The sequence below is a fragment of the Paenibacillus baimaensis genome (genome assembly GCF_025567575.1).
In genome coordinates this window covers 1-15,634 of sequence record NZ_JAOQIO010000006.1, presented here as the reverse complement: position 1 = coordinate 15,634, position 15,634 = coordinate 1, and the positions used below count along the sequence as shown (strand labels likewise).

The following is a 15,634-nucleotide window of genomic DNA, read 5'->3' as shown; positions in this document are numbered from 1 at the left end:
GAAAAGGCTTCTCGATCAAGTAATAAATATAATTTATATAAATAATCCCTGTTATAGAGATATTGAATCGAACTTCTTGACGGTTGATAGCATATTTACTACGAGTGTAAGGGAAGGGAGGAAAAGTCTTTGAGGGGATTACCCATAACTGAAGAGCAAGCGAAAGAGATGTATGAGGAGCATGCCCCATATGTATATGGAATTGCACTTATGATGACGAAATCAAGGGCACTAGCCGATGATATCGCGCAGGAAGCATTCCTTCGTGCCTTTCACAAATATCATTTGTACGATCTATCGAAACCTTTGCGACCGTGGTTATTCAGAATCACGTTGAATCTGATCAGAGGTACACTACGAAAGCAGCGATGGCTTACCTGGATGGGACAAGTACCGGAGACGGCAGCATCTGAATCGCTGGAAGATCTCATCATGCAGAATGAACGGGAACAGGAATTGTGGATGGCTGTTAATTTATTATCTGGGAAAAGACGAGAGGTCATCATTATGCACTATTATACCGGACTGTCTCTGCGAGAAACCGCGGCTGTGCTAGGAATCCAGGAAGGGACTTGCAAATCCAGGCTTCATGCCGCTTTGAAACAATTGCGAACGGACAGCAAGGAACATCATCTTTTCATCGGGGTAAAGGAGAATGTGAAATGACACTGGATTCCCAATCTAGACAGAACCTTGGCATGGATCTACCGCCTGAAGTAGCCGATGCTGTTCAGAACCGCATGAGCCATCTTCGACCCTCGGTATCTTTCGATACTTTGTGGCAGCGGTTCGAGAAGTCTGCTCTCGGTGAACCGAAGGTTCATCATCCTGGAGTCAAGCTCGTACGCAGAAAATGGTTATTAATTGTTAACGCCTTTGTCTTATGTACGGTGATCGTTATCGGAGCATGGCTTCTGTCACCCTCAGTTGGTGCCGCTCTTCAAAAATCGAAATTTATAGAGCTGCTGTACAAGAGCTCTGGTGCTAGTTTTGGCAACGGACTTGAGCGAATCGAACAACAAAATCTAAGCACACAGACCAATATTTCAGTGACCGATAAGGACATCCGATTGACTGTAGCCGATGCCTTTTTTGATGGTGTTCAAATTGTGGTTAATTATGAGGTGGAATTCCTTAAGGGCAAGAAAAACTTGACCTCTGACGATGCTGCAGTATATTACAAATTGAAGATGGAAGATTCCCACTCGGCCATGATGTGGACCCATGTGTTTACAATTACCGGAGACCATACGTTTGTAGGAACGACATTACTTAATACCTCTGTACTATCTGATAATCCGCAGCTTACCATGTTGGTAGAGCGAATCGGCAGCATCCAGGGCAATTGGAATGTTACGATCCCGTTATCGACCGAGAAGACAGCGCCTCTAACGACCAAATTTCGACCTCAAACTTCGGGCAATTATCATGATAAGCATTTTACCGTGGATGAAATCATCTTCACACCTGTATCGACGCAACTTATCATAAAAGACGATGATATCGAGGGCGATTTGTTTTATTGGATCAAAGATGATCTGGAGACTCGATTTGAAGAAGGCGGAGGCGGGGGAGGGTATGGAGAGAGACGTCTGAACTTTAGCCCCCCGTCGGCGATTAATCCCAAACCAGCTTATGTAACGCTGATGATTAATAGAACTCAGATTATTAATGCTCATGACGTAATACAAAGAGACATAATAGCAGATTATACAGGTACATTTCCTATTGTCCTCGAAGGAAATAACGGGGGAATCATTAAGATCACAGGCGTTCAGTTTTTAGATGATACAACGGTAGTAGATTACGAATCGAGCGATTCAGGAAATCAACTCCCATTCCTATTGCTGGAAGACTCAACGGGGAAAAGGATATTAGCCAGCAAGCGTCCAGTTCGCGCAGCAAGGGACAAGTATGCTTACAGGGTAGAATACCCAAGACTTGAGTCAAGGTCCCTAACCCGCTTCGTCAATCTGGTCGAAGAATACGTTAAGGAGCTGCCGAAGCCAATAGAAGTCAGGATTCCGCTGAACTGGGATCATACGAAGACCCCAACAAGTCCATAAACATCTATATTGAGAACAGGCGGCCCATGGGTCGTCTGTTCATTTTGTTGTTGGTGTATAAAAAATCCGGCTCTACGCACACTGAGTGAAAGAAGTTATGGTTAGGGGGATCTTAATTGGGTACTGCAGGTAATAAACTATCTATTGCAGCCTTGGGTGGCGTTAATGAAATTGGCAAAAATATGTACCTCATTCAATTCGAAGATGATATCGTAGTCATCGACTGCGGCTCCAAGTTTCCCGATGAAAGCTTATTAGGGATAGACTTAATCATTCCAGATATTTCCTATCTGCTGGAAAACAGAGATAAAGTGCGGGCATTGATTATTACTCATGGACACGAAGATCATATCGGCGGCGTCCCCTATATATTGAAGCAATTGAATATGCCGATTTATGCAACACGGCTAACGCTTGGATTAATTCAAAATAAATTAAAAGAGGCCGGACTGCTCGCTGAGGCTGATCTGATCCAGATCCATTCTGATTCCAGTGTTGAATTAGGTTCGATGTCTGCTACTTTTTTTAAAACCAATCACAGTATTCCTGATTGTCTGGGCGTTGTATTTCATACACCTGAAGGCACAGTTGTACATACAGGAGATTTTAAATTCGATTTGACGCCAGTCAATGAGCAGTATCCGGACTTCCATCAGATGGCACAAATCGGCAAAAATGGCGTATTAGCTTTATTATCCGAAAGCACCAATGCGGAGCGTCCCGGATTTACTCCATCGGAACGAATTGTAGGTGAGCACATCGAAGAAGCCTTCAAAAGGGCTACGCAAAAAGTGTTTCTCTCCACCTTCGCATCCAACGTCCATCGGCTGCAGCAAGTGGTAGATGCGGCTTTGGTAACGAATCGAAAGCTGGCCTTGCTCGGTCGAAGTATGATCAATGTAGTCAATATTGCTTCGGAGCTCGGGTATATCAATATTCCTGAGGGCATGCTGATCGAAGCGGCAGATATTAATAAACTGGCTTCTGATCGAATTGCTATCCTGTGTACCGGAAGCCAGGGCGAACCTATGGCTGCTTTATCCCGGTTGGCCAGCTCCAACTATCGACATGCCGAAATTGTAGCCGGAGACACTGTCATAATAGCCGCAACACCCATACCTGGAAATGAACGAAATGTTGCACGAATCGTAGATAATTTATTTCGTATCGGAGCTAAAGTGATCTATGGCTCTGGAACGGTAACGGGGATGCACGTATCTGGCCATGCCAGCCAGGAAGAGCTCAAATTAATGCTTACTTTGATGAAACCCCAATATTTTATACCCATTCACGGAGAATTCCGCATGCTTCATCAGCATAAATGGCTGGCTGAATCGGTTGGGGTCGACAAGGACAACATCTTTATCATTGATAACGGTGAAGTCGTGGACATTGAGAATCAAGTGGCCCGCCAAACTCGAAAAATACCATCAGGCAATACCCTTGTAGATGGCTGGGGCATCGGTGATGTGGGAAATATCGTATTGCGCGACCGCAAGCATCTATCGGAGGATGGAATCCTTGTTGTCGTGGTTACACTTAGCAAAATGGACGGTAAGATATTATCCGGGCCCGATATCATCTCCCGCGGCTTCGTCTATGTTCGTGAGTCGGAGGATTTGATGGAGGAAGCCAGTGCTATCGTAAAAAACACAATAAACCAATTGCAGGCGCAACATATGAATCAATGGAATTCGCTTAAAGTCAATGTGAAGGCTGTGCTAGGACGCTTTTTATATGAGCAGACGGGAAGGCGACCCGTCATTCTGCCGATCATTATGGAGATTTAAAAGCCCTTATGGCAAAACAAACATCCCATTCCACCTTCATGTGGTTTGGGATGTTTGTTTTGCCAAGCTCCTCTAAGGGGCTAACTCCAACACGGTTACCCTGTATTCGGTCACGGGAGCTGGTGTCTTCTTCACTTCCTCACTGCCTGTGTAAATGCCAGTAATCGTCGTGGGCCCCTTCTTGAAGCGAACATTGCCGGTCAACAGCACATAGCCGTTATTAAGTTGAATCATTGCATGGTTATCATCAACAGAGGTGATCGTGCCCTGAAAACGGATTTTTTCGTTCTTGTGGCTTATCATCTCCGTCAATGGAATATCCAGTGGAGCTCCACCCAGCTTCGTATCGGCCATCGTTTTGACAAAGGCATAGCGGCCATTACGATACTCGTAAACAGCCTTCTGTCCGGCACCATCACCTGTCGGGTTATCCATAATAATTGCTCCCGTGGGATCGTAATCTATTTTATCAGCTTCAACATCGAGAACTTTAAAAAGCTCAGGTGTATTGACCTCATAGGCAAGATAACGAACCTTGCGGGTTTTGGAGGCGGCTTCGATCAACAAAGAAGAGATCTCCTTTTTTTTGCCAATCTGGTCTGACCACTGAATCGATTTTACTGTGATGCCTTGATCGATAGCGGTTCGTGACATTTCGATCTTCTGATCGGCAAGCAGACGGGCCAGCACAAGGGTTTTATTATCGAGCACACCTACAGCGGTCAGCTTGGCTCCAGCCTGCCCCTTGTTACTGATTACATTGGTAAAGGTAAGCTCAGTGCCTGCCGCCTTGCGCAGCAACTGCTGCGGATCGGCTTCGAGCCAGCGCTGATCGAGCTCACTCACTTCCTTATTCGTGTCCTTGTATTCGTTCAACACCTTATATAAAGCTACGGCATCTGCGAACTTTTGGGTGGTAGCGAGCTGTTCAGCGCGCTCGAATTGCTTGCGGATCGTCGTTTGAATATAGGTATTTATTTTAGATGAAGGACCTCCCAGCTCACTGGACGTCTGGAATAGCAGGGCGGCTGCAATAAAGCCTTTTAAATCATTTTTTTCCAGCTTGGACAACGTCGCTTGCGCATAGCTCTCGAGCTTCGGCTGCAGCCAGGCGGCCTCAACGTGGTTAGTGTCATAGAATTTGCGGATACCCGCAACCTCCTTTAACACCTCTCCGATTGATTTGGTTTTGCTGCTGGTATCCAATCGGGCTTGATCGTAGCGCTCCAGCAGCTTATTCAGCTCCAGCTTTTTTGTGTTTTCATCCTTATAGTAAGCGGCAGGCAGCTGCAGCAAATAAGCGATATTGTTGTCTCCATTAAAAGTCTTCTTGCTGATATCGCTCTCCAGACTTTTGACCAGCAGCTGCTTGGCGTATGCGAACGCATTGTTAAAACGTTCCTCCATTTGCTCGGAGGCCGACATTTCGGCAAAACGTTTTTGCGAGGCTTCATCCAGCGCCGCGATCTCCGAGGCCTTAGTCTGATACGTGTTGTAGGTTTTCAGCAGCAGGGTGATATCGTTCACGTTTTCGGCCGCCTTCAGGTCCGTGGAAAGGGAAGTGAACCAGCTCTTAAGTGCAGCAGCGGGATTCAAGGAAGCCAGCGCCGCGGCGGTTTCCGTCTCCTTATAGTCAATGATGCGAATTTGTTGGGCTTTGGAGTAGGCTTGCTGAGCCTCAAGCTCGTTTCCTGCAGCTTGCAGTTCCACACCTTTGGCGTACAGATCTGTCTTTTGCCAGCTGATATAGCCTTTGTATCCGGTCAGGCACAACACTGCCGCCAGTACAATAGCAGCCGCATTGCGAGTTCGTTTCGAACGTTTGTACATGAAAGATGCCAATGGGCAATCCTCCTTTCTTGATGATTTTAGTGTGGTGAATATTATGCTACGCTATCTCCAGAACACCACGGTCGCTCCGATGTTTATTCACTATACTTTTAAATGATTCCCTGGAGCTCAGGATCGGACTCGTACTTTTGCTTCAGAAGAGTTGTTAGCCTTGGGTACAGCTGTGGAAAATCATCCGGGCCTTCAGCGACCAAATGACACAGTCGAATCAAACGTTCACGAGGCAGCTCCTCGATAAAATCGGCGATTTGATCCTGGTACTGGAGCACATAAGCCTTTACCCGCAGCGCGGCTGTAAATACGAGCGCGAGCGCAATATGCCCACCCGGCAGGGCTTCGATTTCTGTACGGTAGCGAATGGTATAATCAATAGCATCCCGTTTGACCAGCTCAGGGTTCACCTTGCTCACCTCAAACAAATACAGCACAAAATCAATATCGAAGGCTTCGGGCAGCAGCGTGCTGAGCTCGAGGTCCATATCCTTACGCAGATTAAAATGATTCAGACAGATGATCTTGAGAATTTTCACTTGATTGCCGGTAAATAAATAACCAATTTCCCGCAGCTTTTCATAAGCTTGTTTATAATCCTCGGCCTTCAAATCGGCAGCCGCATCCTCGGTATCCAGTAGCAATCCTTCGCGAATCGTACGATTTTCACTCTGCAGCAGCTCGTTGAGCAAGCTTTTCTCCAGATAGGGCGTATATTTTTTGCGCAGCAGGAGATACAGCACAATAAGCGCTATTCCTGCCAGCAGCGAAATCAGCATTTCCGTCAAATTTTTGCTCAGCACTATAGCTGCAAGGGCTCCTGTACCGACAATCAATACGTCTCTTTGGGCATGGCGTTTCATAATCGTCTGCAGTAAAGGCAATAACGGAGTTAATTTTCCATCTGCCCCGCAATACAGACATGTATCTTCCCACAATGAAGAGTAGCTGCCGCAACCTTTGCATTGCTTCAAACGTTCATAGGTATGGCTGGTTCGACGACTGGGTCGAAAATGGGCAGCGATTTTATTTTTCATGAGCATCACCCTGGTTTAATTGACTTTTGAAATCGGCATCAATGCGGTCCAGGGAAAGCTCATTTCGTTTGTTTTTATGAAACTGGGTCCACCTGAATAGAATGAAAATAACGGCTAGCGCCAGCAAGGTATAGGTTAGCATCCAATGCACCTCCATTGTATCGACCACAAGGCTCAGGTTGAAACGCTCGGCGTATTTGGACTTGTCCGACTGCGCTCATTTCCTCTTCGATATGTGGGCTGTAAGTAACCTTAAGAATATCATAAGAAATGGGACAGTGGAATTTTATGCTCTAAAAGATTAAGATGGTGAGTAGATAGTCTATTTGTATATGAATGTTTTGGAGGATTAACAACGTGAAGAATAATAGAACACTTATAAGGATCGCTGCCGCCATGCTTGCGTTGGTGCTGGCTTTCCCGCTCTATACGCTGGCAGCGGGCAGCGACACGAAGATCGATGCTGTGCTTTCGGTGGATGTCAGTACCTCCATGAACGAAAGCGATGTGAACAAGGTAAGCAATGAAGCGATGAAAATGTTTATCGACATGGCTTCTGTCCAAGGTGACAAGATCGGTGTGGTGGCGTATACGGATCAAATTTTGCGGGAAAAGGCGCTGCTGAAGATCGGCAGTGCAGCCGACAAGCAGAGCTTGAAAACGTTCATCGATCAGCTGACGAGAGGGCCTTATACCGATATAGCTGTTGGAGTCAATGAAGCCGTAAAAATCCTTGAATCCGGCGGCAGCGAGCCCGGACATGTTCCGTTGATCGTTCTGATGACCGATGGCAATAATTCACTGAATGCCGGTAAGAGCCAGCAGCAGTCCGATCAGGTGCTGAATGAGGCCGTGAAGAAAGCCAAGGATAAAGGCATTCCGATCTATACGATTGGCTTGAATGCGGACGGCACTTTGAACAAGGATGTTCTGGAGCGGATTTCGACAGAAACAGGTGGCAAGCTGTTCATTACCTCGACGGCTGACAAACTGCCGCAAATATTAAGCGAAATTTATGCGAGCCACCTGAAGCTTAAGGTTGTACCGCTCACAGGCATTACGGCGAACGGTCAGTTCCAGGATGTGACAATTAACATTCCCAATGCGAGCGTGCTGGAAGCGAACATTTCGATGATGTCGTCCAAGCCGGTGGAAGCGAAGTTGTTCAACCCTGCGGGCCAGCAGCAAACGATCCCTTCCGACAAAATTATTTATACTGCTTCCTCCGCTTATACGCTAATAAAGCTGATAAGTCCGGTGCAAGGCGATTGGAAGCTGCAAATTAAAGGCGTACCGAAAGAAAAAATCGACATTAATTTAATTTATAACTACGATGTGCAGGTGTCGATGGAGGTTTTGTCGTCTAATTCTTATAAGCCTGGCGACACAGTGCCGATTAAAGCATTTTTGGAGTCGAATGGTGCCAAGATAACGGATGCCGATTTATACAAAAATCTCAAGGCGGCACTGGTCGTAACCGATCTCGATACGAAAAAAACGTCGGAAACACCACTAACGGCTTCGGTACAAGGTATAGAAGGAACGTTCAAGATCGCTGAGGCACATGACTATGAAATCAAGGTCAAGGCAGAGGATGCGAGCTTTGTTCGCGAATCACAGCCAGTGACCGTTTCCGCCAAAAAAGCCGGAGCTAGCACACCTGTATCCCCCCCAACCACTGGCAGCAATGAGGCGACTGCGGGAAGTACTTCGGCTCTGGTTGGCCCTATAGCCTGGATTGTGGGGATTTTGCTCGTATTGATCGCAGCCGTATTGTTCGCATTATCACGATGGAAAAAGGCGAATAAAGGCTTTTACGGACAAATGGTCGTAGAAATCAAGGATGAGGACACCGGAGAGCGAACAACCCCGCAGTACCGCAAGCTGAATGCCTTCAAAGGCAAGGTGGAGCTTCACCAATTGCTGCAGCTGGCGCCGGAATTTGCCGAAACGAAGCAGATCGTGTTTAAGCCGGGACCTGGAGACACGGTCGTTCTGTACAACCAATCGGGTTGTGTTATCGAAAAGGGCGGTCGTTTATTCGACGCAGTAAACGGCAAGGAGCTTAAAAACAACGATCGCATCAAAATTTTATTGCAAAATATTAATAAATCGATCACGGTTGAATTTATCAAATAAAATCCATGTGCAAACGATGAAACAGGATGCGACAATATGTCGCAGCAGGGAGACTAGCCTTCGTCAGGTGTCGAAGACATACCTCCCCTCCTTACCCTGAACATTCACGATTTGGACAAGGCATCATATAGGAGGCCATCAATATGAAAGCAGTTGTCAGAGAGCATATTCAACAGCTGGATGTGTCAATGGGCGGAGGCATTATCAGCGACAAAATTCGTGTCGATACGATAGACAATCCGATGCTCGTTATCGGGCTTGGCGGTACAGGAATAGACGCGCTGCTGCGTCTGAAATATCAGATCAACCGCAGATTCAAGCTGCCTGAGGATCCATTCACGAAGAAGAAAAAGGAGAAGCCGGCCAACGTCGAATTTCTCGCACTGGAAACGAATGAGCATGACCGCAACAAAAAATATAAAGGCATCGGGCTCGATCCGCTAACTGAGTTCGTGCTTCTCTCCAATGCCGAAATCGGCAGCGTCCTGCAAAACCGCAGCATTCTTGAGCCTTACATTCGTGAATGGCTGTCGCCCGAGCTGACAATTACAGATGGCATTAATGGCGCATCAGGTGTCAGACAGGCCGGACGTCTGCTGCTGTTTACGAAGATCGTACAGGTTGTACAAACCATCGAACGGAAAATCAAATCGTTATCTGTCGGCACGAACAAGAAGCTGATGGTATTCGTGCTGACGGGCCTTGCCGGAGGTACAGGTAGCGGCTGCTTCCTCGATATCGCCTATATCGTACGGGGTATCATGGAGCGCGATTACGGTTCCGCAGGGGTAGATAAGGTAAATATACTTGGTTACTTGTTCACGCCTGACGTTAATTTGGCGAACAAAAGCCTGACTGAGCATTCACGCGAATATATTAAAAAGAACGGCTATGCGGCGATGAAAGAACTCGACTACTGGATGAATGTCGATGAGCGTACTGAGCGCTTCAAGCAGCAGTATGCGAGCATCCTGAATGTCAATTCGCCGATGCCTCCATTTAATTTGGCACATCTCATATCTGCTACGAATCTCGAAGGCAAGCTGCTGGAAAATGCCTATGACTACTGTATGAATGTAACGGCGGAGAATATCACCAACTTTATGGCCAGCGAGGACAAAAGTTCCGGCGAGGAATTTGCGATCCATGACTATATCAGCAACATCCGCACGAATATTAACCAGATGCCGAAAACGTATGCCGCCAACTATCAATACAATATTTTGGGTGCGTCCTCTGCGGTGCTGCCGATTGAGGAAATGACGACTTACTTGGCCTACAAGGTGTTCCAGCGCATGGAAAAGATGTTCGACGCCGGACCAACACAGGAAGAAGTGGAAAAGCTGGCGCACAAGCTGGGTATCGATCCTGACTCTGTGCATCGCGAATTCGACAAGCGTGTTCCCGAGCCGATTCCCGGTTATCAGAACAGCGAGCGGTTAAGCTATAACAATGTCATCAAGCAGCAGGTTGTCAATATCGATACAGAGCTGGAGCAAAGCTTCCTGTCCCGTGCCCGTGAGGAATATATCAAGAGCCGCAAGCAGCTGCCCGGTCAGATCAAGGAAAACTTCACTGAGCAAATGACGAAAATTTTCGGCAATCCCGAGCAGGGACCGTTTTACGTGTCGAGGATTATTTTGCAGGACAAAGGCTTTTGTCTGCTTAAGCTGATCTCCTCCTATATAGAAGCACTGCGTGAAAGCATCTACCGTATCCCGCGTGATGTGGAGTCTGCCGAAGAGCAGTCGGTTCAAAAAATGACCGAGGCCCGCAGCGCGTTCATCTCCAAGGACAAGAAGAAGGATGCTTTTATCGAGTCCAAAATCCAGGAATATCTGCTGCACGCAGACCGCGAGCGGATGGAGCAGATGGTCGAATTTTATGAGGATTTATATAAATTGATCAATGATGAAAATTCGCGGATTTATCAGGTGTTTTCCGAGCTGTTGAATGAGCTGAATAAAATATTCGAAAAGAACGGCCGGATTCTGACCAATGGTGAAGAAGCAGTCGATCACAAGGGGAACCGTACCTATTATTGGAACGTTGTTAGCATCCCGGATATTGCCTCGCTTGTTGGTGAAGTGACGAATGAGAAGAACGTCAATGAATTGATCCGTGACTTTACGAGCGAGCTGCTGGCCAAATCAAACCAGTGGATCAAAGAGCAGGAAGTGGACGTGATCAGCTCGATATCCGAGTTTTTGACTGATCACTTTGGCGATTTGATCACCAAATCGATGGAGGATTATTTGATCATCAAGTATGGACATGAGGATTCCATCGAAAAGCTTGTGGAGCAGCGGATTGCGAGCCGTCTTTATGAAGAAGCGAAGCCGGTGTTTCATTTGAGCAATAGCTCAGGGCATTTTAATTTCCCTTCGTGGGGTTTTGTTTCGGTACCTTTCAAAGCACCAAGTATTTTCAAAGGTATTCGTAATTTCCAGGATAACGCGATTGCCAACTCACGCTTTACGATCAAGGAAAGTCAGGTGAAAAACCGCATATTCTGGTTGAACACCCAAAATGGGATTCCGTTGTTCCTTTATACGCCGATGAAGGTATACGAGGAAAGCTATGAGCGTACCATTCTTGAGCCGGAGGGTGTTGGCCGCCATTTGGTGCAGACGGATAAGGTCAATTGGACCTACCTGCCATCACCGATTCCGGAAAAATCATGGGGTGACACGTACCAGAATGGACGGGTGAAAAGCTACAACGCCGAGGTGCGTTATTCCTTCGAACGCGCGCTGACACTCCATGTTATCCGTCAAAAAGGAGTCGACAGCGGGACGATTAACCGTTACGAATGTATGTTTACGCAGCCTTTTGACCTGAACCGTTATTTGGAGGCCTACTCCTTACAGCTTGCTGCATCCAGACCGAATCTGGGAGAGCTGCAGCGCTGCGTGGGCGATTTGAAGCAGCTGCTTGAAAACGGACTTGAAGTTGAACGGACAAAGGATATTTTTGGCAGCGTAAATTCGGATATGGCCAAGGAAAACCTGATCCGTTCTCCTGAGCTGCTGAAGCTGGTTAAGGATGAGCTGAGCAAGTACGACCGGATTGCCGAGAAAATTGCTGAGTTCGAAAAGCTGCTGAACGCTCATAAGGACGAGGAAAAGTTCATTACCAATTTCATCGAAGCCATCTATACCTCGACCATTACCAAAAAAGGTGCGTTGTACGTCTATGATCACGACGTTGACGAAGATCCATGGGAGCCGTTCATTAATTTGATGAAGGTTAATAAATTTGTCGATTTCGAAATTTACAGCAAGCTTCGCGAGCTGGACGAGAAACGACAAAATCTGCTGCAGCGCAAAGCGTCCCGACGCAGCCAAAGCCTGACTGCATCGGATGATATCAAGCTGCTGGTCGAAACCTTGCGTCAGATGGCCGAATCGTATCAGGAGTCGAAAAATGAGCTTGACTACGAACGCGCCGAGCTGGCTAACGGCGAAGCGATGTACCAGTTCTATAAGCAGGTGTCGAGCAGAGTAAATGACATCTTGAAAAGTTTAAGATAATGTGGGGAGAAGGCAGGTAGGGCTCAGCTTTGTGAATATGGATTCATTGTGCGGTTATTCCGAGAAAGGGAAGGTATTCCACCGCTGTTGAAGTTCAAGTTGTTTTTATTATATTTTTTTATAGGTTACAACTCGAACTTCAAAGGCGGCCGTTACACTTTCCATACCATTCCCTTTCCCTCCATAACCTCCATGAATCCATATTCACCTGATCAACCCCTCAACAGCCTTCTCTAGTGCGAGGGTAGAAGGGCGACTGTAACCCCGCCCGCAGGGGGCAGGGGTTAAGCGTCCAGGTCCTTTAAGCTCAGGGGCTTCAGAGCTGACCTTGGCACTCCCAAATTCTCCCATACCACCTTAAGTAAGCGTGTCCCGAAGGGACGATAAGCGATTAAAACCCACAACATGCTGGGTTTACAGAAGCATCCAAACCTAAGCGTGTCCCGCAGGGACGATAAGCGGCCCGAGAAACAAACCGTAAGCATACGGCAAAGGGAGTCCAGAGGGCAGCGCCCTTTGGGGCCCTCCCTATAGGGAGGGTTTGGGAGGGTAAAAGTAGCCTTATGAAAGGACGGAGGTTGAACAATAGTGAATTTACGCGAAAAGCTGCTCTCATTCGCGAATGCATATTCCGCGGAAATGGATCACACAGGTATCGATGATGATGAGCTGCGCAGCATCAACCATCCAATTGTTTTTGTATTTCTGGGTGATCAGTCTGTGGAAGCCTTGGAGGCAGTTCATGCCTTAAACAGCACGAAGTGGAATAACTCCGCAGGTGTTGTTTATCTGCATATAGGCACGAAGGCTCACGCGGCGCGGGATAACGTATATGGCTGGAGCTTACCGACCTCGTCAGAGGACAAGCGCAGCCTCCGTCCTTCGATTCATGAGCAGTTTTATGCTGATGAATCGAAGCTGCTCGAGTTGAACGTCACTTTACGCAGGATGAATAGCCGAATCTCTGAGTTTGGACGGATGTACACCCATCTGCAGCGCTTGAACATTGCCGTAGTGACCTGTCTGGACGATCCGTCCAATGTACTGCTTCCGGAAATTTCCGTTTTGATGCAAACCATCTTCGGAGAGCAATTCCGTTCCGTCGCCATTGATCTGTATGGTTTGCTTGAAGAAAAAGCAGTCGGGGAGCAGTTTGCGCTGCAAGCCTCATTGGGTGTCAGTTTTTTGCGAGAGCTGGATATGTACCAGAGCAGGGATTACCAGTTTGACGGGATGCTGCAGGTGACGGGTGAAGGTGTTCGTCTGCCTGTTGTTCACTCGCCATCGCCACTGTTCGATGTGGTCTATTTGTTGAGCGATAAGGATGAACGGGGAATATTTGCTGATCATGGGATGCAAGGCAGCTATGAAACGATTTGCAACCTCAACCTGTTGAAAAACCGCAAAACCATGAACGAGCTGGACCCGAAGCATGGTGCGTACAATAATCAGCATTTTAAGCAAAATGCGACCCCGCCGGATGGAGACGGACGAGTTTATGCGTCTGCTGGTTTTTCCAAGGTGAAGCGGCCGAATCCGGCAATAGCGCTAACCGTTCTTTATCATATGTACAGACATCTGCTGGAGCGGATGAAGGGGAATGCGGAGCTGGGCACAGGATTTGTTCAGGAGCTGCTTGACCTGGAGCCGCAGCGGTGGGATCATGATATTCGCTCGTTATTGCCGGATCGTGAGCGAGCCGTAGCCGGAATGTTTGGTCTTTTGCACGATAATGTTTCCTTGTCTGATCTGCAGTCGATGACGCTTCGTCAGGCAGAGTCGGCTTTGTATGGAGGGAACGCACAATTCTTTTTTGATACTAACATTGTCCGAGTGCTGGATAAGGCTTTTGTAGACCGGGATTTTGGCGGAGGGCTGAAGAAAAAACTGGATAACCGGATCATTGATCACCCGTTGTACGGATTTTACGCTGCCTATCTGTGTTCTGCGGATGGTGTGAGCGGCAATTTGATCCATGAGCTTCAGGAATACGTGAAGGAGGCTGCCAAGCTGCTGGAGCAAGGACAAGAAGAGCTGGAGCAGCTGTATGCGGATCGTATGGAGGATCAGCCTTTTGCCAAAGTGTCGTTCTGGGGCCGGATTACGAACAAAACCTCAGTCAAAAGCCTCAGTCGTCCTTTGCTCGAATTGATCTATGGGATGAAGCTGGATTTGCTGCTGCAGGAGATGAAGCTGAAGTTATTGAAGCTGTACCTGCATGAGCTTGAGAACCTGCATGAGCGGGCGAAGCCTTTTGTAGCGCGGCTGCATCAAATGGAGAAAACGTTACAGGATGCAAGCCGGGGCAGTATTTCAATGACCAGTGACTATCTAAGCCGCAACATTAATGAGTATTACAGACATGGGGTAGAGCAGATTGTAACGGAGCTGGAGAACCGCCGTGGTGCGCAGGTTTATTTTGAGGAGCGGCAAATGGGCAACGTTTCGCAGCTGCTGGTTCAGGGGGAGGACCATCTGCTGGAGCGGTTGATTGGGATGGCGCGTCGGGAAGTATTTGTGCAGCCTTTGTTTCAAAAAACTTTCGAAGACGAGCTACTGGAGCGGGCCAACGTAGCTGCCAGCTATGATAACCGAGAGGTGCTCTCCAAAGAAGACCTGTTCCGTGATTTATACAGCACACTCGAAAATGAGGCTGCAATACGCGCTGATGTTTACCATTCCACACATAAACACCGTTATATCGAAAAATATTTTTTTGGTGATTACGAAAGTGAATTTATTCGTTATGCATTTGCTATCGATCAGGGCAGCCGTGCCTATAAGCTGGGTTGTGTTCAGGAAATGAAACACAGCGGTATCGAAAAACTCAACATTATGGGCGGCTTCCGGATCGAGGATCTAATGTATTACCGAAATGGCAAACGTTATTACGATACGTATTTGCAGAATGGTTTTGTGTTCCATAGTATGAACAATGTTTGACGGCAATCCCTAGAGCATGTACAAAATACAAAACGCTCGTTCAAAGAACCACCAACTTTTGGTATGATAGACTCATCTGCAAACCAGCACCACACCAAAAGTCGAGCTTGTCCCGTAGGGGCTAAAGCGCCCCTAGAACACATAGTCATGCAAACCAGCACCACACACAAAAGTCGAGCTTGTCCCGAAGGGGCTGAAGCGCCCCGAGAACACATAGTCATGCACACGAGCACCACACCAAAAGCCAAGCGTGTCCCAAAGGGACGAAAGCGCCCCGAGAACAC

General features: G+C 47.4%; 9 protein-coding genes. 6 read left to right on the top strand and 3 right to left on the bottom strand.

The window, feature by feature from the left end; all coding sequences use genetic code 11:
• Nucleotides 1-129: 129 nt before the first annotated feature.
• From OB236_RS01245 to OB236_RS01235, 3 genes are all read left to right on the top strand, one after another.
• Nucleotides 130-666 carry an RNA polymerase sigma factor gene (locus OB236_RS01245; RefSeq protein WP_262682252.1) on the top strand — a complete coding sequence of 179 codons (537 nt, stop codon included), beginning with the start codon at nt 130-132 and terminating at the stop codon, nt 664-666.
• Nucleotides 663-2,066, top strand: coding sequence for a DUF4179 domain-containing protein (locus OB236_RS01240; protein ID WP_262682250.1), 1,404 nt, complete (start codon nt 663-665; stop codon nt 2,064-2,066). Before OB236_RS01245 ends, OB236_RS01240 begins: the two co-directional genes overlap by 4 nt.
• A 116-nt stretch (nt 2,067-2,182) precedes the next feature.
• Entirely contained in the window at nt 2,183-3,856 is a 1,674-nt protein-coding gene (locus OB236_RS01235) for a ribonuclease J (RefSeq protein ID WP_262682248.1), read from the top strand.
• A 72-nt stretch (nt 3,857-3,928) separates the two neighbouring features.
• Here the strand turns inward: OB236_RS01235 and OB236_RS01230 are convergent, their stop codons facing one another.
• The 3 genes from OB236_RS01230 to OB236_RS01220 all read right to left on the bottom strand — a co-directional run bounded on the left by OB236_RS01230 (nt 3,929) and on the right by OB236_RS01220 (nt 6,877).
• Entirely contained in the window at nt 3,929-5,698 is a 1,770-nt protein-coding gene (locus tag OB236_RS01230; protein WP_262682247.1) for a hypothetical protein, read from the bottom strand.
• 98 nt (nt 5,699-5,796) lie between these two features.
• Nucleotides 5,797-6,735 (bottom strand): hypothetical protein, encoded by a 939-nt coding sequence (locus tag OB236_RS01225; RefSeq protein ID WP_262682246.1) that lies wholly within the window; start codon nt 6,733-6,735, stop codon nt 5,797-5,799.
• Nucleotides 6,725-6,877 carry a hypothetical protein gene (locus OB236_RS01220; protein ID WP_262682244.1) on the bottom strand — a complete coding sequence of 51 codons (153 nt, stop codon included), beginning with the start codon at nt 6,875-6,877 and terminating at the stop codon, nt 6,725-6,727. Before OB236_RS01220 ends, OB236_RS01225 begins: the two co-directional genes overlap by 11 nt.
• A gap of 254 nt (nt 6,878-7,131) precedes the next feature.
• Here OB236_RS01220 and OB236_RS01215 point away from each other — a divergent pair, with 254 nt between their 5' ends.
• The 3 genes from OB236_RS01215 to OB236_RS01205 all read left to right on the top strand — a co-directional run bounded on the left by OB236_RS01215 (nt 7,132) and on the right by OB236_RS01205 (nt 15,350).
• Nucleotides 7,132-8,874, top strand: a complete 1,743-nt coding sequence (locus OB236_RS01215; RefSeq protein ID WP_262682378.1) for a VWA domain-containing protein — start codon at nt 7,132-7,134, stop codon at nt 8,872-8,874.
• Nucleotides 8,875-9,017: 143 nt separating this feature from the next.
• Complete coding sequence (locus OB236_RS01210) at nt 9,018-12,407, top strand: tubulin-like doman-containing protein (protein WP_262682243.1); 3,390 nt, start codon at nt 9,018-9,020, stop codon at nt 12,405-12,407.
• Nucleotides 12,408-12,995: 588 nt separating this feature from the next.
• On the top strand, nt 12,996-15,350 hold the full coding sequence (locus OB236_RS01205; RefSeq protein WP_262682242.1) for a hypothetical protein: 2,355 nt from the start codon (nt 12,996-12,998) through the stop codon (nt 15,348-15,350).
• Nucleotides 15,351-15,634: the final 284 nt, after the last annotated feature.